The organism is Bacillus aquiflavi, assembly GCF_019915265.1.
GTDB classification, from domain to species: domain Bacteria; phylum Bacillota; class Bacilli; order Bacillales; family Cytobacillaceae; genus Bacillus_BT; species Bacillus_BT aquiflavi.
In genome coordinates, this window is record NZ_CP082780.1 from 2,961,199 (window position 1) to 2,984,586 (window position 23,388).

Consider the following 23,388-nt stretch of genomic DNA (forward strand, 5'->3'; position numbering starts at 1 on the left):
ATCATTAACGCCGTTTTTTCTTTTTATCACGTTTTACTTTTGGTGCATTTTCGTAATGCAATTTCTTCTTTCTTTTCTTCTTTGGCCCTTGATTACTTGGTTGTTTGCGGCTTTCTCTCGTTTTAATAATAAGCGGTTTCTCATTTGTTTCTTTACTTCGTTTCCCTTTCATGCCGACGATTTCAAAATCAATCGAGTATTCGTCTAAATTGACATCGATCACACGTACAGTAATTTCGTCACCAATTCTAAATACATTTCCTGTCCGTTCACCAATCATTGCATAATGTCGTTCATCGTAATGATAGTAATCATCTGTCATATAGCTGACATGAACGAGACCTTCAATTGTATTTGGAAGTTCTACAAACATTCCGAAGTTTGTAACAGAACTAATAATCCCATCATATTCTTCGCCAATTTTATCCGCCATAAATTCAGCTTTTTTCATCTCATCGGTTTCACGCTCACCATCAACTGCACGACGCTCCATCTTTGAAGAATGTTCAGCAATTTCAGGTAAATCAGCTTCCCATCTTGCGCGCATTGCTTCGTCAAGCCTTCCTTCAATTAAATAAGTACGAATCAGACGGTGAACAATTAAATCAGGATAGCGACGAATTGGCGATGTAAAATGAGTGTAAAATTTCGTCGATAGACCGAAATGACCTAAGCTTTCGGGATCATACTTCGCCTGCTGCATTGAGCGGAGTAAAACAGTTGAAACAACCATCTCTTCAGATTTACCACGAACTGCTTCAATGATTTCTTGCAGCGCTCTCGGATGAACAGAATTAGCCGTTCCTCTTACGATATATCCGAAGTTCGTAATAAACTCAAAAAATCGGCTGAGCTTTTCTTCCTTTGGATCTTCATGAATTCGGTAAATAAATGGAACATCTAGCCAATGGAAATGCTGGGCAACCGTTTCATTGGCGGCAAGCATAAACTCTTCAATCAGATGTTCTGCAACAGACCTCTCTCTGATGATGACATCGGTCGGCTTACCTTCATCATCTACGAGGACTTGTGCCTCTTTAAAATCAAAATCAATTGCTCCGCGTTTCATTCGTTTCTTCCGTAATATTTTGGCAAGCTCATCCATTAATTCAAACATTGGAACTAATGATTCGTAACGAGTGCGAACACTTTCGTCGCGATCGACTAATATTTTATTTACATCGGAATAAGTCATTCTTTCTGTCGTTTTAATTACACTTTGAAAAATTTCATGCTGTACGACTTCACCTTTTCCATCAATCTCCATCACACACGATAACGTTAAACGATCAGCTTTAGGATTTAACGAACATATTCCATTTGATAATCGATGCGGTATCATTGGAATCACTCTATCGACTAAATAAACGCTTGTCCCTCTTTCAAAAGCCTCTTTATCAATTGGAGAACCTTCCGTTACATAATAACTGACGTCAGCAATATGGACACCGAGCTTAAAATGACCGTTATCGAGCTTAGTTACCGTTACTGCATCGTCTAAGTCTTTTGCATCCGCACCATCAATTGTTACGATTACCTCATTGCGAAGATCACGGCGATTAGTTAAATCATTGTCAGTAATTTCGTCTGGTGTCTCCATTGCTTGTGCTAATACTTCATCTGGAAACTCTAGCGGAAGACCGTGCTTATATATAATTGATAAAATATCAACACCCGGATCATTTTTATGACCTAATATATGAATAACTTCTCCTTCAGCACTCTTTCTGCTATCTGGATAAGTAGTTAATTTAACAACAACTTTATGTCCTTCAACGGCTCCTTTAGATGCTGATTTTGGAATAAAAATATCGTTGACAAGCTTTTTGTCGTCGGGAATAACAAAGCCAAAATGTGTACTTTCAACATACGTTCCAACAATTTCTTGGACACCTCGTTCGATAATTCGGATAACCGTTCCTTCTCTTCGCTGACCTGAGCTTGTTGTCGCTACTCGTACAAGGACTGTATCACCGTGCATCGCATTATTCATTTCACCTGGCGGAATAAAAATATCATCCATTCTTGCTTCATCAGGAATAACAAAGGCAAAGCCTTTAGGATGCCCAGTTAACTTACCACGAACTAGATTCATTTTTTCGGGTAAGCCGTACCGATTACTTCGTGTGCGGACAACAAATCCATCCTCTTCCATTTTGACTAACGCTTTAACGAAATCTTTAAACTCCGCAGAGTCTTCAATCATTAATGCTTCTTCTAGTTCTTGAACAGTTAGCGGTTTATACGCTTCATCTTTCATATATTGTAAAAGCCGTTCAATATGCTTTTCGATATTGTCGTTCACATGAATCCCTCCTTTTTGATTCATCTTTTATTCTTTCCAATTTAATTTTTCTAAAAAGCGAAACACATCTTTATGTAATTGATCCCGTTCTTTATCTAGTGTAATCACATGACCTGATTCTTCATACCATTTAATTTCTTTGACATCTGATTGTACCTCATGATAAATAATATTGGCACTATTAGGATTAATTATATGATCATGGCGAGCTTGGACAACAAAAGTAGGCGCATAAACTAACTCAACATGATTTCTAACATCTGATATTAACTCCTGCAAGGCTTTTAATGTTGTCATTGGTCTTTTTTGAAACTCTAGCATTTCTCGTTCAATTTGTTCCGCGCTTTTTCCCTCACTTTGTTTGTATTTCCTTGCATAGTAAAGAATCCCTTCATACATCGTTTGTTCGCTTTTTATATACATTGGGGCACACATTGGAATAATACCCTTTACTGGAACAGTGTAACCTAACTTCAAAGAAAATACGCCGCCTAAAGATAAACCGACAACTGCAATTTCATCATATCCATTATTTTTTAAAAATTCATATCCGTTTAAAACATCATTCCACCAATCTTTAGGTTCTGTATGTACAAGCTCTTCAGGTGGTACACCATGCCCTTTATAAAGAGGAGCATGGCATGTGTATCCTTTTTTCTCTAAATAACGAGCCAGCATGCGAATATCAGCAGTATTACCTGTAAATCCATGCAAAAGGAGCACCGCTCTCGTTCCACTTTTAAAGGTAAATGGCTTAGGGGGCACTAATCTCATGAATAAAAACTCCTTTTTTTTAAAAAAGCAATAGTTAAAGTATATCCTCTATTAGTTTTAACAAACTAAAGAAGCACATTCCAGAAAAATGAATGATAAATTATTTAATTATTACGTTAACCGCTGTAAAATGAAAAAACCTGACCTTGATTTAGGTCAGGACAGACTGTTGACAAACGCTCAAATTCATCGTTGCTTGCACTACGTTGTAAGCTCGTGAACAACTATTCTATTCACTTCCGCTTATAATATACCTTTACTTGACAAGCGTTTTAGTAGTTTTTCGGGCATTTGCTTCAAATATTGACTTTGTTTCCAGTTTAAACTGATCTTAATTTAAGTTAGAAGATTTTTGAAATAAGTAACTGCAATCGTTAATATGAAAAATAATACCGATAAAACAATTGTAATACGATGGAGCACTAAGTCTAAACCACGCGCTTTTTGTTTTCCGAATAGTTGTTCTGCTCCTCCAGAAATTGCACCTGAAAGGCCAGCATTTTTTCCTGATTGAAGAAGTACGACAATAATAAGACTAATACTTACAATAACTAATAAGACGACTAAAAATGTGTACAAAAAGCCCACCTCCTAAAAAAACGAGCATATCACAATATTTTTACTCTAGCATATTTTTTTCCATTAAACAATAGTTTCTTTTTTTAATATGAATAAGCCGAGCCGTTTTAAAGTGGAGCATAAAGTGAAATAAAACGCACCGGATTTTAAGCCGATGCGCATTTTTTAGATTACTTTTTAATATTATAAAATGCTTCTAAACCTAAGTATTGACTTGATTCATTCAACTGATCTTCAATCCGAAGCAGTTGGTTGTATTTTGCAACACGATCTGTCCGTGATGGAGCACCTGTTTTAATTTGTCCAGCGTTTGTTGCAACAGCGATGTCAGCAATTGTACTGTCTTCTGTTTCACCTGAACGATGGGAAATTACAGCAGTGTAACCAGCACGTTTAGCCATTTCAATTGCATCAAATGTTTCTGTTAATGTTCCGATTTGGTTCACTTTTATTAAGATCGAGTTGCCGATATTTTGCTCAATTCCTTGAGCAAGCTTTTCTGTATTCGTTACAAATAAGTCATCGCCAACAAGTTGGACTTTGCTGCCAATTCGTTCTGTTAAAAGCTTATGGCCGTCCCAGTCATTTTCATCAAGGCCGTCTTCAATTGAAATGATTGGATATTTAGAAACGAGCTCTTCGTACCAGTCAACCATTTCTGCAGACGTTTTCACAACGCCTTCACCATCAAGGTGGTACTTTTTGTCCTCTTTGTTGTACAACTCAGAAGAGGCAACATCCATTGCCAGCATGACTTCTTCACGAGGCTTATAGCCCGCTTTCTCAATTGCCTCAATAATCGTTTGCAGTGCCTCTTCATTTGATTTTAAGTTTGGAGCAAAGCCCCCTTCATCACCAACAGCAGTATTGTAGCCTTTTTCTTTAAGTACAGCCTTTAAGCTATGAAAAATTTCTGTTCCCATACGAAGCGCTTCTTTAAAGCTTTTCGCTCCTACAGGCATAATCATAAATTCTTGAATGTCAACATTATTATCAGCATGAGCTCCGCCATTTAAAATATTCATCATCGGCACTGGAAGCTGCTTTGCATTAAACCCGCCAAGATATTGATAAAGTGGAATATCTAAATAATCTGCAGCTGCACGTGCAACCGCCATTGATACACCTAATATTGCATTTGCTCCTAATTTTCCTTTATTATGTGTTCCGTCAAGTTCAATTAACGCTTGATCAATTGAGACTTGGTCAAGTACACTATACTCCCCATTAATCAGCTCAGGTGCAATCATTTCATTTACATTTTCAACTGCTTGTAAAACTCCTTTTCCAAGGTAGCGGTCTTTATCTCCATCACGAAGCTCGACTGCTTCATATTCGCCTGTAGAAGCACCGCTCGGAACTAAAGCTCTTCCAAACGCACCTGATTCTGTAAATACTTCTACTTCAACAGTTGGATTTCCTCGGGAATCAAGAACTTCACGTGCATAAACGTCTATAATAAATGGCATAAAAATCTCTCCTATCATTATTTATTTATTAAAGTTGTTCCAGTCATTTCTTTTGGCTTTTCTAGTTCCAGCAGATCAAGCATCGTTGGTGCTAAATCTCCTAAAATTCCGTCTTCGCGTAGCGTTATCCCTTTTTTTGTTACAATAACAGGAACAGGATTTGTTGTATGGGCTGTCATCGGCTTTCCTTCAATTGTAACGACCTCATCCGCATTTCCATGGTCAGCAGTTATAATTGCCGTTCCGCCTTTTGCTAAAATAAGATCAACAACTTTTCCTAAACAACTATCAACTGTTTCAACCGCTCTGATCGTCGGTTCAAGCATACCAGAATGACCGACCATATCAGGGTTTGCATAATTCAAAACGATTGCATCAAATTGATCAGATTCGATCTCATTAATAAGTGCTTCTGTTACCTCGTATGCACTCATTTCAGGTTTTAAATCGTAAGTTGCAACTTTTGGTGAATTAATCAAAATGCGTTCCTCACCCGGAAACTTTTCTTCACGTCCGCCGCTCATAAAAAAGGTAACGTGAGGATATTTTTCTGTCTCTGCAATTCTAAGCTGCTTTAAATTATTTTGTGATAACACTTCACCTAAAGTATTATCTAAATTCGTCGGCTTAAACGCAACATATCCTTTCACGGTTTCACTAAAATGGGTTAAACAGACAAAAAATAAATTTTTTGGATGCCTTTCACCTCTGTCAAAAGAGCGAAAATCTTCGTTCGTAAATGTATTTGATATTTGAATTGCACGATCAGGACGGAAATTATAAAAAATAACCGCATCATCGTCTTTAATTGTTGCAACAGGATCTCCGTGATTATCCATGATGACTGAAGGAATGACAAACTCATCGTAAATCCCATTTTTATACGAATCATCAACACAATCTAGAGCATTTGAATAACGTGGGCCTTCCCCATAAATCATCGCCCGGTATGATTTTTCAACTCGTTCCCAGCGTTTGTCCCTGTCCATCGAATAATAACGGCCAGAAATGGTTGCAAATTCACCTACTCCGTACTCTTTCATTTTAGCTAAAGTTTCCGAAATATATTGCTTTGCCGTTTGCGGACCAACATCCCGCCCATCTAGAAAACCATGTACATAAACATTTTGCACACCTTCTTTAGCAGCTAATCGTAGAAGTGCATATAAATGGTCGATGTGACTATGTACGCCACCATCAGATAACAGCCCAAAAAGATGAAGATTTGTTCCATGTTTTTTGACATGATTCATCGCATGGAGAAACGTTTCATTTTTGTCGAATTCCCCTTCGCGTATTGATAGGTTTACACGAGTTAAGCTTTGATAAACAATTCTGCCGGCACCAATATTTAAATGACCGACTTCTGAATTTCCCATCTGTCCTTCAGGAAGACCGACAGCCTCACCACATGCCGTTAATGTTGTATGAGGAAAACGATCCCAGAAACGTTCAAAATTCGGTTTGCTTGCCTGTGCAACAGCGTTTCCTTTGCGCTCATCTCTTAACCCAAATCCATCTAAGATGATTAATGCAACTGGTGCTTTACCCATTACATCCTGCCTCCAATAATTGCAAAAAAGATTGTGCTTCTAAGCTAGCTCCACCAACAAGGGCTCCATCAATATTCGGCTCTGACATAAACTCTTTAATATTTTCTGGTTTTACACTTCCGCCATATTGAATGCGAATTGACTCGGCTGCTTCTTTTGAAAACTGTTCTGCTACAACTCGGCGAATATAGCCACATACTTCGTTTGCAGCTTTTGCAGTTGAAGATTTGCCCGTTCCAATTGCCCAAATCGGTTCATACGCAATGATTGCTTGTTTTACTTGTTGCTCCGTCAGTCCGGCAAATGCCATTTTCACTTGGGAACCAACAATCCGCTTTGTTTCCCCTTTTTCATATTGTTGAAGATTTTCCCCAACACATACGATCGGTGTTAGGTGATAGTTAAATGCTGCTAACACTTTTTTATTTACTGTTTCATCCGTTTCGTTAAACATTTCTCGTCGTTCTGAATGTCCAATAATGACATACTTGACACCTATATCTTCAAGTGCTTTTGGACTAATTTCTCCCGTAAAAGCGCCACTTTCCTCAAAATGCATATTTTGCGCACTTATTTCAAGATCAGAATTTTTCACAAGCTCTACAAGCTGTGCCAAAAATAATGCAGGGGGACAGACGACTGAATCTACTTTACTTTTAGGAAGAACTTCTCCCTTTACTTGTTCAATAAAACTTGTAGCTTCTAATAATGTTTTATTCATTTTCCAATTTGCTGCAATAATTGGTTTACGCATGTTAACATCCTTTCATGCTTTTTAGTGATCATCTAATGCGACAATACCTGGTAATGGCTTTCCTTCCATAAATTCAAGCGAAGCCCCGCCGCCAGTTGATATATGACTCATTTTATTTGCTAATTCAAACTTTTCGACCGCAGCTGCTGAGTCACCGCCACCTATAATGGAGTATACACCATCAGAAAAAGCTAATGCTTCTGCAACAGCCTTTGTTCCACCGGAAAATTTTTCATATTCAAATACACCCATTGGACCATTCCAAATAACTAGCTTTGATTTTCCGATAATATCTTTATATAACTCACTTGTTTTTGAACCGATATCAAGCGCTTGCCAATCAGCTGGAATTTCCTCAATAGAAACTTCTTTAGCATTAGCATCAGGAGAAAACGAATCTGCGACGATCGCATCAATTGGCATATGTAATTGAACTCCTTTTTCCTTTGCCTTTTTGATAAAAGACTTAGCTAAATCGAGTTTATCCGCTTCCAATAACGATTTGCCTATTTCGTGACCATTCGCTTTCACAAACGTATAGGCTAAACCGCCGCCAATAATTAAATGATCAACTTTTTCAAGTAAATTGTCGATAACGCCAATCTTATCTTTCACCTTAGCTCCACCGATAATTGCTGTGAATGGACGTTCTGGATTGGAAAGTGCTTTTCCTAATACATCGATTTCTTTCTTCATTAAAAAGCCTGCAACGCTAGGTAAATAGTGAGCAATTCCTTCTGTAGATGCATGAGCACGATGAGCAGTTCCAAATGCATCGTTAATATAAAGATCTGCTAATTCAGCAAATGCACGTGCTAGTTCAGGATCGTTTTTCTCTTCACCAGCATAAAAACGAACATTTTCTAATAGAAGAACTTCACCGTTATCCATATTGTCAATGTGTTCTTTTACTGTGCTTCCATACGCTTCGTCGACCTTTTTTACTTCTTTTCCAAGAAGCTCTGATAACCGAGCTGCTACAGGAGTTAAGCGCATCTCCTCGACTACTTTTCCTTTAGGACGCCCTAAATGACTTGCAAGCAGCACTTTCGCTCCTTCTTTTATTAAATATTGAATCGTTGGAAGCGCTGCCCTAATTCGTGTATCGTCAGCAACCCGCCCCTCTTGCATAGGTACGTTAAAGTCAACACGACAAAAAACACGTTTACCTTTTACATCAACATCTGTTAACTTTTTTTTGTTCATCGATAAAGGACCCCCTTAATACGTTCAATCATTTTGATTTTAACAAAAAGAAAGGAGAGAGGGACATTTTCTACCCCGCTCCCCTTTTCTCCCGTTTTACGGGCGATAAGATTGCCATTAATCTTTATCCCTTTTCATTATAGACGTTCATCATTTTAAAACCAATTAATTCTCATAAAAATTTTTCATTTTGTTAAAATCATTTCATCATAACCCTTTTTTGGCAATATATTCGATTAAATCAACAACGCGATATGAATAGCCCGTCTCATTATCATACCAAGAAATGACTTTTACCATATTATTTTCAATGAGCATTGTTGACAGACCATCAATTGTTGAAGAAGCGGTACATCCGTTATAGTCCCGAGAAACAAGCGGTTCTTCACTATATGCGAGAATTCCTTTTAACTCACCTTCAGAAGCGGCTTTAAATTGTTGATTTACTTCTTCAACCGTAACATTTTTTTCTAACTCTACTACAAGATCAACGACCGATACATTTGGAGTCGGAACACGCATCGCCATTCCATTTAACTTACCTTTTAATTCCGGTAAAACGAGTGCAACAGCTTTTGCTGCACCTGTCGTTGTTGGAATAATAGATTCTGCAGCAGCTCGGGCACGACGATAATCTTTATGTGGTAAATCTAATATTTGTTGATCATTCGTATAAGCATGAACAGTTGTCATCATGCCGCGTTTAATCCCAAATTTCTCATGCAATACTTTGGCAAACGGTGCTAGACAATTTGTTGTACATGAAGCGTTAGAAATGACATCGTGTTCATCTGGATTGTACTGATCCTCATTCACACCCATAACAATCGTAATATCTTCTTCTTTACCTGGTGCTGAAATAATGATTTTTTTTGCTCCTGCCTCCAAATGCTTTGCTGCATCTGCTCTTTTTGTAAAACGTCCTGTTGATTCAACAACAATATCTACACCTAGCTTATCCCAAGGGAGATTTGCTGGTTCACGCTCTGCTATTACTTTTACCCTTTGTTTACCGACTACTAAATACTCGCCATCAACAGCAATCTGTTCTTGTAACGTCCCATGAACAGAATCATATTTTAACAGATGAGCAAGCATTTTAGCATCTGTTAAGTCATTCACTGCAACAATTTCAATATTTTCATTTTGAAGTGCTGCTCGAAAAACAATCCGTCCAATTCTGCCAAATCCATTAATCCCAACTTTAATTGTCATGATTATTTCCTCCTTCGAATAGTTCTTATATTTTTTAAGGGGATTCTCCCTCTATTAATGCATTTGCAGCTCCTTCGTCTGTAATTAGAATCGTTGAAGGAGGCGCTTGGTTCATATAAGCTCGAATTGCATTTCCTTTCGTTGCTCCACCGGCAACAGCAATGATATTTCTAACATTTTTTAAATCATCAAGTTGAAGTCCAATTGTTTGTACTTTATGGACGATTTTCCCGTCTTTATCAAAATAATAGCCAAAAGCTTCTCCAGCCGCTTTTCCTGCAATGATTGTTTTCATATCTTCTTCAACAGTATTTCGTCTTTTTGCCATCACCATAGCGTCCCCGATCCCATGTAAAACCATGCCCGCCGATTTGATCAAAGTAAGTACATCATGAATTTGCGGTTCTTTCATAATTGATTGATACATTTCCTTACTCACTTGGTCTGGTACGTATAAAACACGATGTCTTGCTCCAGTTACCTCTGCCATTTTTGCACAAATTGTATTTGCTTGATTTTTGACATCTTCTCCAATTCCACCACGGGCAGGTACAAAAAGAACATTTTTTTCATAAAAATCACGTGTTAACTTTTCTGCAACTGCTGCCATTGTTGAACCGCCTGTAACAGCAATAATGTCATTATGACAAAGACGTTCCCGGATAATGTTTGCACATGTACGACCCAGTTCACTTTTAACCCATGGGGACTCATCGCTATTTCCCGAAACAACGATCACTTCTTTAACATTCATTTGTTTTTTTAACTTTGCTTCCATCACATCAATACCTGTTACTTCTCTCATTATGCTTGCTAATTTTTGTAATATTTCTTTTCCTTCATTTGTTAAGCTCATCCCAACAGGTGATACAGACAAAAGATTTTGTTCTTTTAGAAACTCTACCTCGCTTCGAAGAATACGTTCGGTTAATCCAAGACTTGCCGCTAAACTTCTTCGTCCAACTGGTTCCATCAAGCTCAAATATTGAAGGATATGATACCTTTTTCGCATAACTATTAAGAGGTCAGGCAATAATCTTTTTTGAATGTTGATTAGGGATTCCATTAAGACCTCTCCTCTACGGGTCATTTTTTGTCCCCCATAGACAAAATAAGTCCCATATGTGGAAAAAAAAATGACCCCTGTTCTTATTATTATTTTAACAGGAATCATTTTCTAATTCACCCTTATTGGTTATGTTGATTTAAATAGTTTAAAATTGTAAACTGATCAATTTTACCGTACTGAACTTCCCGTCCGTTTATTTCAATGACTGGAATCTTTAGACCATATTTTTCTGTTAAATGATCACTGTCCGCAATATTTATTTCTTCTATTGTAAATGAAGTTTCCTTTTGCAGCTCGGTAAGTACCGTTTTCGCCTCAACACATAACGGACATTGAACCCGCGTATAAAATGTGATAGTAGCAGTCATGTTCATTCCCCTTTTGCTTTAAAAATAACGTTATTCATATCTTTTCCGTTTTGAGGATGAAGGAATTCCAAGTTGTTCACGGTATTTTGCGATTGTTCGTCTTGAAACAACCATTCTTTCCTGTTCCTTTAAAATGTCAGCAATCCGCTGATCAGATAACGGTTTTCGTTTATCTTCTTGTTCGATGATGAAGGAAATTTTATTTTTCACTTCGGCTGAGGACGTATTTTCATTTAAAGTTGTTTTAATCGTACTTGTAAAAAACGATTTAAGCTCAAATGTGCCGAACGGTGTTTGAGCATATTTCTCCCTTACCGCACGACTGACAGTTGATTCATGAATATCAAGCTCCTCAGATATTTCTTTCATCGTCATCGGTTTTAACTTTCCTTGACCATTCTGAAAAAATTCAGACTGTTTTTCAACAATTTTCATTACTACTTTTATTAATGTTTCATTTCGCTGTTGGATACTTTTTAAAATCCATTGATAATCTTGCGACTTTTCTTGAAGAAAGCGGTTTACTTGATGATCCTGTCTAGCTGAGAATTGTTGATAATAATCATGATTAAAGGAAATTTTAGGGATAGCTTCATCAAATACTTTTACTAGAAAATCAGCGCCATCCCAATCAATAATCACTTCAGGAATAATATATGCCGCTTTTTCATGATGAAAAATCGCTCCCGGCTTAGGATTTAATGTTTGCACAAAGTCAAACACATTTTGGATGTCGATTAAACTTACTTGAAGCTCTTTCGCAAGCACTTTCCACCTTTTTTCAGCAAATGGAATAAAATAGTCAGAAATAATTTGTTCAGCTAATTTATTTGCCTCTTTAGATCTTTTTATTTGTAACAGTAAACACTCTTGCAAACTTCGCGCTCCTATTCCAGCCGGCTCTAGCTGCTGCAGCAGTTTGATAGTATCTTCAACCATTTCAATCGGAACAGAAGCTCTATTCGATATTTCACCTTCGGTTGCCCGCAAGTAACCGTTTTCATCTAAGTTCTGAATTAACTGGATCATTATTTTTCTATGATAAAGATCGATAGAGGTTAAATGTAACTGGGATAGTAAATGTTCACTAAGTGTTACAGACTTCTCCCCAGCAATTTGTTCAATCCAATTCGTTTCGTCTTTTCTTGCCTTTTTATTTTTCTTGCGAACAATATCATAACGAGGGTCCATTGTTTTAACATTACTAGCATTAAGTTCAATAAGGGGATTTTCGAGTGCTTTATTTTCCAAAAAAGCCGTCAGCTCTTGAGACGAATACTGTAAAAGGGCGATCGCTTGTGTAAGTTCTTGTGTCATTGCTAGCTTTAATGTTTGTTGTTGCCATAAACCAACTTTTAAATTCATTCGTTCTTCCCCCCCTAACCTCATTTTACAACAAGCGTCTGAAATGTTGAATGGTAAGTTGTCGAAATTTAGAAAGAACGAAGTAAAAAGGAGATGGTATATAACTCTGTTGATTTATGAACTTATTTCCCTTCTAACAATGAAATCTTAAACAAATGAGCAAAATAATCGTTAATATCGTTCATGTAATTAATGTTCTCTATAGTCTCTTCTAATTTGTTTAATAAAAAAATCAAAATTCCTTTTAAAGTAATAATGGTTTATAAGTGTTACAACGGTAACTAGTAAACTGACAGCTAATAACATGAGTCCCTTCAGTGAAAATGAATAAAAATTCATAAGTAATAGAAGTGTGAAACTCGATAAAACTCCACTAGTAGATAAAGCTCTAAGTGCATGAACTTGTCCTAAGCGGTAACTATATATTCTACGGATATCTTTGCCAACTTTATGATTCATAATAATCTTGTCTAGATTATATTCTTTTTTAAAATACACCCGCCAATTTGTCCAAATGATGAAACCGAATAACATACTCATTTGATGGATTATATGACCGACTATAATACCTAATCCAGTTAATACTGCGGTTAATCCAACTATTGAAACATCAAAAGCAGCTAAGTATTGAAATAACCTTTCTTGATCATTGATTAGAAAAAACAAAAAAACAAAAGATATATAAACCCATCCTGGAATTCCCCATCTAATTAAATGCTTTGCTTCAAAATTCATCTTCATCCTCCTTCATAACTCATCATTTCGCTAAAAATGTATTTTTAACCTTTTTATCAGCTATTTTTATGTAATAAACGTTCTAATACAATCATAACTGAGTTTGTCGTTCTCAGTCTTGCTAAAATGTAAATAATTTAGATAAAAGAGCTTTGTAAAGGAAAAGATGTCCTTTGAGAAGAAAACAACATTCAATAAATAAGCGCATAGTTAAAAGAGAAATAAATTAAATAAAAAATTCTCCAAGTAGAGTGTTACGCATATCTCATCATGTTCTCGTTATTTTACTAATTGCTTTTGGGTTAGAGGAATAACATTCGCAAAAGACTTAATCAAGGCTTTTCATTACAACGAAAATCACTAGCATTGCATTAACATATTCAGATGATTTTAAATACTAGGAATTTTTAAAAATAATGTGATTGTAAAAAAAAAAATCCTTTACAATGGAAGTACAGGTGGTTCCTGTCCAAATCCAAATGTAAAGGAATACATCATGGACAAGAATACACTAATTATGTCATTTGGTAAATGGGTTTCACCAATAAATATTCAAAAGCTTTCTGAACTTGTTAAAGAACAAAAACAGGACTACTATACAAAGAAGTTTACAACGGAGTCTTATATTAAGTTTTTGCTTTTTGCCCAGCTTCATGAATATGAGAGCTTAGAAGAAATCAGTGATGCCCTTTTAGACGAAGATCTTCAGAAAATACTCGGATTTGAATCAATTAGTACATCTCAGTTATCACGAAAGAACAATAATATCAATCCGCTCATTCTTTCTCATATGTTCTTGAATTTAGTGTGGAAAATTCAACATTATCACATGAAAAGTGAAAAGAGAATGCCACTAAAAATCATTGATTCAAGTACTCTACCACTCAACTTAACTAACTATCAATGGGCGAAGTTTCGTCAAACAAAAGCAGGTGTAAAACTACATTTACGACTTGTATTCATGGATAAAAATGCTGTTTATCCAGAAAAAGCTGTCATTACAACGGCAAAAGAACATGACCGAAATCAGCTTGAAGTTCTGGTAGATGATAAAGAAGCTATGTATGTGTTTGATCGTGGCTATGTGGATTATGAACGATTTGATCGGATGACCGATGAAGGTTATTTTTTCGTATCACGACTGAAGAAAAATGCAGTCATTCGTGAAGTTCATTCTTTTTCAATTTCGGATGATTGCCCTGTACAATCCGACAAAATGTTTACATCGGTAGCATACAAAATCGAACAGAAAATGTCTTTCGTCTTCTTGAAGTCAAGGATACAAAAGGAAACTTCCTTCGTTTAATCACGAATCGCTTTGATTTAAGTGCTGAAGAAATCAGTGACATTTATCGTTCTCGTTGGGCCATTGAACTATTTTTCAAATGGCTGAAGCAGCACGTAGAAATTAAGCATTTTTATCGTATGAGTGAGACCGCGATTCAAAACCAAATTTTCTTAGCCCTTATCACCTATTGCCTAAATGTTCTCATTCAATTAGAGATGAAAAGTAGTAAATCTTTACTTCGAATCACTCGCTGGTTAAAGAGAGCAATTTGGAAACCTTCTTATATTTGGACACGAAAGTTTGATGAACGCTCTAGTCCGTAAAAGAATCTTGTTGTTGTAACTCTGGGATAACTGTATATTGTTACCAAATGGACAGTACCACCTTTATTTAGGTCTTGTCTTTTTAGTTCAAAAACGAAGAAATATATTAACAGAAAGTTCTAACTAATTTTACGCAATGCTAGTGAACGAAAATATATGAAAAACTTTTGCTCTGGAATAAAGTTGCGAAGTCTTACACCTTTAAATATTTTTGTCGTGTAATTAGCTGTTTAGGTTACTCACACAATCGGGTCGTTAGGGAAAGTAGTTGTTGCTATATTCATGGCTTTCATTAGAAGACGGACTTCCAGTTGCTGAATCCTACATGCTCCGTGTTTGTGTTAATTCCAGACATATTGGAGCTGTTGCTGTTTTTGAAGGGAACTACAAGACTTCAAAGACTTATAGGGAAGGGGCGTGCTACGAGGAAGAGGCCAGTTATCCAATAAAACTTAATTTATCCACAATATTATGAAATAATAGAGCTAAAATCATAGGATGTGGTCACACAATGAATCGAGGTCAATCAATTAAATAAACGTTTTGGAATCAAAAAGGTTTTAAATCATTTAAATTTACATATTAATGAATGTTGTGTAACAGCAATTTTAGGAAACAACGGTGCTGGAAAAAGCGTATTTTTAAACTATTTATTAAATTTTTTAGACTATGATTCTGGGAGAAATTAAAATATTAAAGAAAGAAAAAGATAAAAGAACAACTACAATAGAAGGTAAGATTATTAATGAATATTTTAGAAAGTTTTTTACAGTCAGAAATTAACACACAGGAGCTATATGAAGAGATAATCTCCTTTATAACGTCGTATCATATCAGATGTGGAGAGTTTGAAGGAAATGAATATATAATAAAAAAGATGGACCAAATAAATTTTTTATATTCCCAGAATATATATATCCTAATAATGAAAGACAAATACATGGAGCAATATCGATCTATAGACCTAATTTAATCAAAGAGATTAATGAATATGCTCAAGCTATGGGAATGCAAACAATAGATGCAGAATAAGATTCTTTTGATCTGCTTATATGGTATTAGAAAGTTTTTTTGGAAAACTCTTATCAATAGTATATATGTTTTTTAACGATAACGGGTAGCACCTGCTTACTTGCCGGCATCCTATAGCGCCAACAATCTGGTTGAGAACCATTATTTTTGGAGTGAGCGATTTTATTAATTACCGTTTAAATTGATAGATTATTTGCACAACACCAGAAAAGAATGTTCTAGTATTAACCATTTTTACATTCATCCTCCGTTTTATATCAATAAACAATGGTTTTCCTTCTTCCAATACAACTGGGTGAATAAGTAACCTCTATTCATCAACAAGCCCTAAATTTGCAAAAGTCATTAATCGTCTTGTATAACCGAGAAAAGCATAAAACATGATTAAACGAAGGGCGCAGTAATCGAATAGTGTTCCCAATTTCGAAACGATTAGGACATTCGATCATTGATCCTATTATGAGGATTATGTACACTGTCAAAAAAGAATTGCAAGAAGAAGATACAAAGAGTATATGAGTTTGTGTAAAAAGTTTTTAAACCGGATTGTACAAAATATAAAAAACACACGAAACATTGATATGATATCACAACATTTTCGAGTGTTTTATGATGAACCAAATTTTTTACATATTTACCTTAAAGCGCCCTCGGCAGGAATCGAACCCACATTTTGAGAACCGGAATCTCACGTGCTATCCGTTGCACCACGAGGGCAAAATGGCTGTTAACGTACGCTAAATATTATATGTTATATTCAAACAATATGCAAGTCTTATTTCCTTCCATAAAAATCATTAGCAAGCCGCTTAATGATGAGGCTTGGATTTTAATTTTAAATGAATTGTAACATTACGTCTAAAAGTAAAACATATACTAAATTAATATCTCATTTTTACTTAAAAAGTTGGAGATATTGTTTAAAATTTTGCCTAAAGGATAAGATGGGAAACAGATATTATTTTTCTTCAAATTTATAGTGCTTTTTTTTTGACCTTAATTGACCATCAGTGTAATATTAATAATAAGTACAATTATCTTCTTTCGTTGGAATAACTTTCCTAGCGAAATTAAACTCTATTTTAAGGAGGAAAGGAAATATGAATTTAATCCCTACTGTTATTGAACAAACAAATCGAGGAGAACGTGCATACGATATTTATTCTCGTCTGTTAAAAGACCGGATTATTATGCTAGGCAGTGCAATAGACGATCAGGTTGCAAATTCAATTGTCGCTCAATTATTATTTTTAGAAGCAGAAAACCCTGAAAAAGACATATCTATTTACATTAATAGCCCAGGAGGAAGTATTACTGCTGGGATGGCTATTTTTGATACAATGCAATTTATTAAACCAAACATTCAAACAATTTGTATTGGAATAGCTGCTTCAATGGGAGCATTCTTATTAGCAGCAGGAACAAAAGGCAAACGTTATTGTTTACCTAACAGTGAAGTGATGATTCATCAACCGCTTGGCGGAGCGCAAGGGCAAGCAACTGAAATTGAAATTGCCGCAAAGCGAATTCTGTTTTTACGAGACAAACTTAACCATATTCTTGCAGAGCGTACAGGACAACCGCTTGAAGTCATTCAACGAGATACAGATCGAGACAACTTTATGACAGCTGAAAAAGCGCTTGAATACGGTTTAATCGACCATATTATTTCCCGAAATTCATTAGATAAAAAATAATGAACTCCCCCTGTCAATTTGACAGGGGAAATAAAAAATGAGTTAAGCGGCTTTAAATCTATATTTTATAGGGCTAAAGCCGTTTTATTATTTTTAATATCTTTCAAATATATTCTTCTATTGCTTCACAAAGCCCTTCAAATGTTTCGGATTTATTCAAATAGGATTTCTCATATTTAAGTATTCTCCAGACATCTTCCTACTCGTGACATACTGTGTTCATCTCTGGCTCCGCATAGTTCAGGTGTTGAATGCTTTAAATCCAAGGTCACATGTATTGGCATGCCCTATGACATAGAGTTAAAAACCACAGCAGCGGGTCTCAGCTTGTAGAAAAGTAATATTTGAAGTAAATTCTCGAAAGACTGAATTAAAAGCGTTTGTCAGTTGAGGGAGAAGGAATAGAACGGTCGTTCATAAGCTTATAATGAAGTGCAAGTAACGAAGAATGCGAGCCGTTTGTCAACAATCTGAGACTCGCTTCTAAATTGAAGCGAGTCTTGTCGTTTTCTAGCTTATCCCTCTTTTTGGGTAAATTTTGTAAGTACTTCTAATGCCTCTAATTCATCGTGACCAGTTGCACTTATTTTTACTAAAGAGCCAGAACCGATGGCTAAACTCATTAAACCCATAATGCTCTTCGCATTTACCTTCTTACCATCCTTTTCTAGAAATATTTCTGAAGAAAATCGATTCGCTTCCTGAACAAACAACGCTGCAGGACGCGCTTGCAGCCCAGTTTTCAATCGTATTTCCACTTCTTTTTCCACCATGATAATTCCTCCAAATTCCATTATCTATTTAATTGAAATTGATTCTCCAGCCCGAAGCTTGTCAGCTATTTCGTCAATCTTACGTAAGCGGTGATTAATTCCCGATTTACTTATTTTACCACCACTAACCATTTCCCCTAGTTCATTTAACGTGACATCTTGGTAAGCAACTCGCAGTTCAGCTATTTCTCTTAATTTTTCAGGTAAAACGTGGAGCCCTACCGTTTGTTCTATATATTTAATATTTTCAACTTGCCTTAACGCAGCACTTATTGTTTTATTTAAGTTCGCTGTTTCACAATTAACTAATCGATTTACCGAGTTTCTCATGTCTCTGACAATTCGGACATCCTCAAAATGTAGTAAAGCATTGTGAGCGCCAATAATATTTAGAAATTCAGAAATTTTTTCTGCTTCTTTTAAATATGTGATAAACCCTTTTTTCCGTTCTAGCGTTTTACTATTTAAGTTGAACTTATTCATCAAATTACTCAATGATTCATTATGCTCTTTATACATTAAAAAGATTTCTAAATGATAAGAAGAGGTTTCTGGGTTATTAACCGAGCCACCCGCTAAAAAAGCTCCTCTTAAATACGAGCGCATACAACATTTCTTTTTGATAAGCTCATTGGAGATTCCTTGTATAAATATAAAATCTTCCTTAATTTTTTTTTAAATCTGTTAAAACTGTCTTTGCCTGTTCAGTTAATCGAACGATATAGACATTGTTCTTTTTTAGACGCATTTTCTTTCGAACGAGGAGTTTAACTTGAATAGGATAGAATTTTTTTAACAATGTGTATATTCTTCTTGCAATCGCCGCATTTTCCGTTTGGATGTCGACGACAAGCTTCTGATTAGAAAAAGAGAGTGAACCGTTCATTCGAATTAAAGCCGATAATTCAGCTTTTCCACAGCAGTCCTTAATTTCTAAGTTTGTCAATTCTTTTTTTGTTTCCGAAGCGAAAGACATCCCTTCACCCCCTATTAACAAAACCCTTTTTTCTTTAATTATTATCCTCTTTGATGATAGAAAAACTCCTTTTCTCGTATCACCATTTAAGAGAAAAACCGAATAATGAAGCTATATTTTTTTCTAAGCATTAAAGTTTTTTTTAGTTTCATGAATAAGCATAGAATATAAAATACTCGCAACTAATTTTGTGTCATGTCGAATAACACCGTCTTCAAATGTTACAAGATCCCCGCCGACAACTTCTATACCAAGTTCATATAATTTGTTATGATCACAGAAAACTTGATTGGCAAATTCTTCATGATAGGGTTTAAGAATCTCTCTTGGTATTTGCTTGCTGTTCACAAGGATCGTATCAATAAATGTACACTTCATATGATCATAAATTGCCTTCACATGCTCACTCGCTGTATACTGATGTGTTTCGCCTGCTTGTGTCATGAGATTACAAATATAAACTTTTTTGGCTTTTGATCTGCATACTTCGTTTCCTAGCTTAGGTACAAGGAGATTTGGCAAAATACTAGTGTATAAGCTCCCTGGACCGATAATAATTAAATCTGCCTGTCTAATGGCATGAACTGTCTCAGGAAGCGGACTAATTTCCTTTGGTGTTAAAAAGACTTTTTTTATTCGTTTTCCCGCTACAGGGATTCTAGATTCTCCAGATACGATAGTTCCGTCAGTCATTTCTGCATGAAGATCAGCAATTTGATTAGCCGCAGGAAGTACTTTTCCCCTAACATTTAGTACTTTACTCATCACTTTAATAGCGTGAACAAAATCCCCTGTTATCGAGGTCATCGCTGCTAAGATGAGATTCCCAAGAGAATGTCCTGAAAGCTCATTGGAAGTAGTAAAACGATGCTGAAATATCTCTTCAATTAACGGCTCTACATCAGAAAGCGCTGCCAATACATTACGGATATCACCTGGAGGAGGAATATCCATACCCTCTCTCAGTCGTCCTGAACTGCCTCCATCATCAGCGACAGTAACAATTGCCGTAATATCAACTGGATACTGCTTTAAGCCCCGCAGCAATACTGGCAATCCTGTTCCACCTCCGATGATGACAATTCTTGGCTCTCTATTTCCGATCATGTTGTTAATTCCTTTCTCCTCTCAATATCACGGTGAGTAATGCGCGTATGGTATTCATCTTGATAGTAATGACTTATATACTCCGCCAACGCAACAGACCGATGCTGCCCCCCCGTACATCCAATCGCAATAACGAGCTGAGCTTTTCCTTCTCGTTTGTAATGTGGGAGCATAAAATTTAATAAATCAGTTAATTTTTCAAGAAATTTCTGAGTTTCATTCCATTTTAAAACATAGTTAGATACTTCATCATCTAAACCAGTTTTTGGTCTCATATGATCAACATAATGAGGATTTGGCAAAAAACGCACATCAAAAACTAGATCGGCGTCAATTGGCAAGCCATATTTAAATCCAAATGACATCAAATTAACAATAAATGTTGCTTGCTTGTTTGCTGAAAATTCTTTTAAGATCTTTTCGCGCAATTCCCGCGGTTTTAGTTGGGAAGTATTATAAATAAGCTGAGCTCTCCCTTTTAATTCCTCGAGAAGTCGCCTCTCATGCTTTATCCCTTCAAGAAGAAGACCGGAAGGAGATAACGGGTGGGAGCGTCTCGATTCTTTATAACGCCGAACAAGCGTTTCGTCATCAGCGTCTAAAAAAAGAATTTGTGGCGTCACCCATGATGTCTCCGATAAATCGTCAAGAGCTATAAATAAATGGTCAAAAAACTCCCGTCCGCGTAAATCCATCACGAGTGCTACTTTATTCATCTTATTCCCTGACTCTTTCATCAGTTCAAGAAATTTTGGTAATAATGTTGGCGGCAAATTATCAACACAAAAATAACCTAAATCTTCAAAGCTTCTAATTGCAACAGTTTTTCCTGCCCCAGACATTCCTGTAATAATTACCATTTCAATATCGCTCATCGCCCCGGTACTCATCCGATTTCCTCCTCAATTTGGATCAAGCCGATAGCTTAGCAGTTCAAATTCTGGTGTATAGGTAAATGTTCCATATATGATACCTTGTCCATGAATCATGTAGTCAAGTATATGATAATCTCCTGCAGCCATGGGTAGATTTTTGATATGATCGACAGGCTGCCAAGCTAACTTACCTTCTTGTGATTCATTCATATGAATGCCATCTGCCTCTGTAGCAAAAAATGTAAACATCATCCATTCTGAAATCACACGATCACCGTCTTTCATAATGAATGTAAAAATTCCTTTGATTACGGGATTCCGTAAGTAAATCCCTGTTTCTTCGCGGTATTCTCGAACACAGGAATCCTTTATGGACTCTCCTGATTCCATTTTTCCACCAGGAGCAACCCACCAACCACGACGGGGTTTTTGCAACATCAATATTTTATCATCTTTCTGCAGCACACAGTTTGTGACCCGTTGCACTTTTATCACCTCAGATAAACCAACCTTTTTGGGATTCAGCTTTAAAGGATTTTAAAAGCATTCATACTCCTTTATATTATACTACCTTTCCTATGTAGTCACAACGAATATGAAAGTAAACAAATGACAATTCCTTTACCAATTTATTTCTTTTTTCGACAATAAAAAAAGACACAGTTTTACCCGTGTCGACTAAAGGAATATATTTTAAAAGGGGGTCAATTTCTATTTTTATCATAACGGAATTTTATTTCACACCTGTTACAGAAGAGTTAAAACAAAGTGACTTTTTTGTAAATGAAAAATTCATATGTTATATCTATTTATTTGTATTTTATTGCAAAAGAGGGGAAAAATATCACCCAAAAGGGCTGAATCACGATAAATAAATATTAAAGCTCGTGAAGATATATAGGCTTCACGAGCTATGCTTTTAAGCTTTCGTTTTAAGTTTTTCCATTAATTCTTCTATATAGTGCTGAGCACTTTGAGCAGCTATACTGCCGTCACCAGTTGCAGTTACTATTTGACGTAATGTTTTTTCACGTACGTCTCCTGCTGCGAAAATACCTTTAACTTTTGTTTCCATTTGATCGTTTGTTTCGATATAACCGCTTTCGTTTGTAATACCCAAATTTTTAAACGGTTCAGTTAACGGAACCATTCCAATATAAATAAATACACCGTCTGTTTTAAACTCTCGCTCTTCACCTGTTTCTGTAGAAACGAGTGTTAAGCTGCCAACCTTACCATCATGTTCATTTACTTGTTTTACAGTATGGCTCCAAATAAAATCGATTTTATTATTTTCAAATGCCCGTTTTTGAAGAATTTTTTGTGCCCGTAGTTCGTTACGGCGATGGACAATCGTTACTTTAGAAGCAAAGCGGGTTAAATAAACCCCTTCTTCTACAGCGGAATCGCCTCCTCCAACAACGACAAGTTCTTTATTTTTAAAGAAGGCACCATCGCACACAGCGCAGTAGGAAACTCCGCGTCCTGTGAGTTCTTTTTCGCCAGGTATTCCAAGGTGTTTATACTCAGCACCAGTGGAAATAATAACGGCGCGCGCTTTATATTCTTTCGACCCTGCAACAACTGTTTTGTATTCTTCACCGTTGATAATTTCTTTAATATCGCCATATGCATATTCTGCACCAAATTTTTTTGCATGATCAAACATTTTTGTTGAAAGCTCAGGTCCTAAAATATGATCATATCCAGGATAGTTTTCCACTTCTTCAGTATTGGCCATTTGACCACCTGGAACTCCACGCTCAATCATTAATGTTGAGAGATTTGCTCGTGAAGTGTATACAGCTGCTGTCATTCCAGCTGGGCCTGCTCCAGCAATAATCACATCGTAAATCTTCACTTCTGCTGACATGTTGTTTCACTCCTTATTAAGAACATCCCACTCATAGTATTACCTCACTACT

General features: G+C 36.2%; 19 protein-coding genes, 1 tRNA gene and 3 pseudogenes. 3 read left to right on the top strand and 20 right to left on the bottom strand.

All coding sequences use genetic code 11. From position 1 onward, the window contains the following. Positions 1-4: 4 nt before the first annotated feature. The 12 genes from rnr to K6959_RS14485 form a co-directional block, all read right to left on the bottom strand. Positions 5-2,260, bottom strand: coding sequence for a ribonuclease R (gene rnr / locus K6959_RS14430; RefSeq protein ID WP_374058353.1), 2,256 nt, complete (start codon positions 2,258-2,260; stop codon positions 5-7). A 72-nt stretch (positions 2,261-2,332) separates the two neighbouring features. Further along, positions 2,333-3,079 carry an alpha/beta hydrolase gene (locus tag K6959_RS14435; protein WP_163241744.1) on the bottom strand — a complete coding sequence of 249 codons (747 nt, stop codon included), beginning with the start codon at positions 3,077-3,079 and terminating at the stop codon, positions 2,333-2,335. A gap of 336 nt (positions 3,080-3,415) precedes the next feature. Then, complete coding sequence (gene secG / locus K6959_RS14440) at positions 3,416-3,658, bottom strand: preprotein translocase subunit SecG (RefSeq protein WP_223086835.1); 243 nt, start codon at positions 3,656-3,658, stop codon at positions 3,416-3,418. Positions 3,659-3,828: 170 nt separating this feature from the next. Next, complete coding sequence (gene eno, locus K6959_RS14445; RefSeq protein WP_163241740.1) at positions 3,829-5,127, bottom strand: phosphopyruvate hydratase; 1,299 nt, start codon at positions 5,125-5,127, stop codon at positions 3,829-3,831. A gap of 17 nt (positions 5,128-5,144) precedes the next feature. Next, positions 5,145-6,680, bottom strand: coding sequence for a 2,3-bisphosphoglycerate-independent phosphoglycerate mutase (gpmI, locus tag K6959_RS14450; RefSeq protein WP_163241738.1), 1,536 nt, complete (start codon positions 6,678-6,680; stop codon positions 5,145-5,147). Next, on the bottom strand, positions 6,673-7,434 hold the full coding sequence (gene tpiA / locus K6959_RS14455; RefSeq protein WP_223086837.1) for a triose-phosphate isomerase: 762 nt from the start codon (positions 7,432-7,434) through the stop codon (positions 6,673-6,675). The genes gpmI and tpiA overlap by 8 nt, the downstream gene beginning before the upstream one ends. A 21-nt stretch (positions 7,435-7,455) precedes the next feature. Continuing rightward, complete coding sequence (locus K6959_RS14460) at positions 7,456-8,640, bottom strand: phosphoglycerate kinase (protein WP_223086838.1); 1,185 nt, start codon at positions 8,638-8,640, stop codon at positions 7,456-7,458. Between the two features lie 207 nt (positions 8,641-8,847). Continuing rightward, positions 8,848-9,855, bottom strand: coding sequence for a type I glyceraldehyde-3-phosphate dehydrogenase (gene gap / locus K6959_RS14465; protein ID WP_223086840.1), 1,008 nt, complete (start codon positions 9,853-9,855; stop codon positions 8,848-8,850). A gap of 34 nt (positions 9,856-9,889) precedes the next feature. Next, positions 9,890-10,921 (bottom strand): sugar-binding transcriptional regulator, encoded by a 1,032-nt coding sequence (locus tag K6959_RS14470; protein WP_223088401.1) that lies wholly within the window; start codon positions 10,919-10,921, stop codon positions 9,890-9,892. A gap of 122 nt (positions 10,922-11,043) precedes the next feature. Further along, positions 11,044-11,292 (bottom strand): glutaredoxin family protein, encoded by a 249-nt coding sequence (locus K6959_RS14475; protein ID WP_163241730.1) that lies wholly within the window; start codon positions 11,290-11,292, stop codon positions 11,044-11,046. Between the two features lie 30 nt (positions 11,293-11,322). Continuing rightward, entirely contained in the window at positions 11,323-12,657 is a 1,335-nt protein-coding gene (gene rpoN, locus K6959_RS14480; RefSeq protein WP_163241728.1) for an RNA polymerase factor sigma-54, read from the bottom strand. 189 nt (positions 12,658-12,846) lie between these two features. Next, on the bottom strand, positions 12,847-13,392 hold the full coding sequence (locus tag K6959_RS14485) for a BA5345 family protein (RefSeq protein ID WP_223086841.1): 546 nt from the start codon (positions 13,390-13,392) through the stop codon (positions 12,847-12,849). Positions 13,393-13,888: 496 nt separating this feature from the next. On the opposite strand from K6959_RS14485, the pseudogene K6959_RS14490 reads away from it, so the two are divergent. Continuing rightward, positions 13,889-15,003: pseudogene (locus K6959_RS14490) on the top strand (IS4 family transposase). A gap of 605 nt (positions 15,004-15,608) precedes the next feature. Continuing rightward, a complete protein-coding gene (locus K6959_RS19915; RefSeq protein WP_394373042.1) occupies positions 15,609-15,692 on the top strand; it encodes a hypothetical protein in 84 nt (27 codons plus the stop codon). Between the two features lie 512 nt (positions 15,693-16,204). On the opposite strand, the pseudogene K6959_RS14500 reads toward K6959_RS19915, so the two are convergent. Both K6959_RS14500 and K6959_RS14505 read right to left on the bottom strand, forming a co-directional pair. Beyond that, positions 16,205-16,384: pseudogene (locus tag K6959_RS14500) on the bottom strand (dihydrofolate reductase family protein); the annotation flags it as partial. A 296-nt stretch (positions 16,385-16,680) separates the two neighbouring features. Further along, positions 16,681-16,752 (bottom strand) — tRNA-Arg (locus K6959_RS14505). 383 nt (positions 16,753-17,135) lie between these two features. Here K6959_RS14505 and clpP point away from each other — a divergent pair. Continuing rightward, on the top strand, positions 17,136-17,732 hold the full coding sequence (gene clpP / locus K6959_RS14510) for an ATP-dependent Clp endopeptidase proteolytic subunit ClpP (protein WP_163242227.1): 597 nt from the start codon (positions 17,136-17,138) through the stop codon (positions 17,730-17,732). A 515-nt stretch (positions 17,733-18,247) separates the two neighbouring features. Here clpP and K6959_RS14515 read toward each other — a convergent pair. From K6959_RS14515 to trxB, 6 genes and pseudogenes are all read right to left on the bottom strand, one after another. Continuing rightward, entirely contained in the window at positions 18,248-18,505 is a 258-nt protein-coding gene (locus K6959_RS14515) for an HPr family phosphocarrier protein (protein ID WP_163242226.1), read from the bottom strand. 24 nt (positions 18,506-18,529) lie between these two features. Continuing rightward, positions 18,530-19,481: pseudogene (gene whiA, locus K6959_RS14520) on the bottom strand (DNA-binding protein WhiA). Positions 19,482-19,604: 123 nt separating this feature from the next. Then, positions 19,605-20,588 (bottom strand): gluconeogenesis factor YvcK family protein, encoded by a 984-nt coding sequence (locus K6959_RS14525; RefSeq protein WP_223086843.1) that lies wholly within the window; start codon positions 20,586-20,588, stop codon positions 19,605-19,607. After that, complete coding sequence (gene rapZ / locus K6959_RS14530; RefSeq protein ID WP_163242223.1) at positions 20,585-21,478, bottom strand: RNase adapter RapZ; 894 nt, start codon at positions 21,476-21,478, stop codon at positions 20,585-20,587. Before rapZ ends, K6959_RS14525 begins: the two co-directional genes overlap by 4 nt. A 12-nt stretch (positions 21,479-21,490) precedes the next feature. Continuing rightward, on the bottom strand, positions 21,491-21,949 hold the full coding sequence (locus K6959_RS14535; protein ID WP_163242222.1) for an 8-oxo-dGTP diphosphatase: 459 nt from the start codon (positions 21,947-21,949) through the stop codon (positions 21,491-21,493). Positions 21,950-22,382: 433 nt separating this feature from the next. Next, entirely contained in the window at positions 22,383-23,336 is a 954-nt protein-coding gene (trxB, locus tag K6959_RS14540) for a thioredoxin-disulfide reductase (protein WP_163242221.1), read from the bottom strand. Between the last annotated feature and the right edge of the window lie 52 nt (positions 23,337-23,388).

Excerpts from the sequence above, each read along its gene's own strand:
- rnr (WP_374058353.1), bottom strand. The coding sequence starts at position 2,260 with ATGAAAGATGAAGCGTATAAACCGCTAACTGTTCAAGAACTAGAAGAA.
- K6959_RS14435 (WP_163241744.1), bottom strand. The coding sequence starts at position 3,079 with ATGAGATTAGTGCCCCCTAAGCCATTTACCTTTAAAAGTGGAACGAGA.
- eno (WP_163241740.1), bottom strand. The coding sequence starts at position 5,127 with ATGCCATTTATTATAGACGTTTATGCACGTGAAGTTCTTGATTCCCGA.
- gpmI (WP_163241738.1), bottom strand. The coding sequence starts at position 6,680 with ATGGGTAAAGCACCAGTTGCATTAATCATCTTAGATGGATTTGGGTTA.
- tpiA (WP_223086837.1), bottom strand. The coding sequence starts at position 7,434 with ATGCGTAAACCAATTATTGCAGCAAATTGGAAAATGAATAAAACATTA.
- K6959_RS14460 (WP_223086838.1), bottom strand. The coding sequence starts at position 8,640 with ATGAACAAAAAAAAGTTAACAGATGTTGATGTAAAAGGTAAACGTGTT.
- gap (WP_223086840.1), bottom strand. The coding sequence starts at position 9,855 with ATGACAATTAAAGTTGGGATTAATGGATTTGGCAGAATTGGACGGATT.
- K6959_RS14470 (WP_223088401.1), bottom strand. The coding sequence starts at position 10,921 with ATGGAATCCCTAATCAACATTCAAAAAAGATTATTGCCTGACCTCTTA.
- K6959_RS14475 (WP_163241730.1), bottom strand. The coding sequence starts at position 11,292 with ATGACTGCTACTATCACATTTTATACGCGGGTTCAATGTCCGTTATGT.
- rpoN (WP_163241728.1), bottom strand. The coding sequence starts at position 12,657 with ATGAATTTAAAAGTTGGTTTATGGCAACAACAAACATTAAAGCTAGCA.
- K6959_RS14485 (WP_223086841.1), bottom strand. The coding sequence starts at position 13,392 with ATGAATTTTGAAGCAAAGCATTTAATTAGATGGGGAATTCCAGGATGG.
- clpP (WP_163242227.1), top strand. The coding sequence starts at position 17,136 with ATGAATTTAATCCCTACTGTTATTGAACAAACAAATCGAGGAGAACGT.
- K6959_RS14515 (WP_163242226.1), bottom strand. The coding sequence starts at position 18,505 with ATGGTGGAAAAAGAAGTGGAAATACGATTGAAAACTGGGCTGCAAGCG.
- K6959_RS14525 (WP_223086843.1), bottom strand. The coding sequence starts at position 20,588 with ATGATCGGAAATAGAGAGCCAAGAATTGTCATCATCGGAGGTGGAACA.
- rapZ (WP_163242223.1), bottom strand. The coding sequence starts at position 21,478 with ATGAGTACCGGGGCGATGAGCGATATTGAAATGGTAATTATTACAGGA.
- trxB (WP_163242221.1), bottom strand. The coding sequence starts at position 23,336 with ATGTCAGCAGAAGTGAAGATTTACGATGTGATTATTGCTGGAGCAGGC.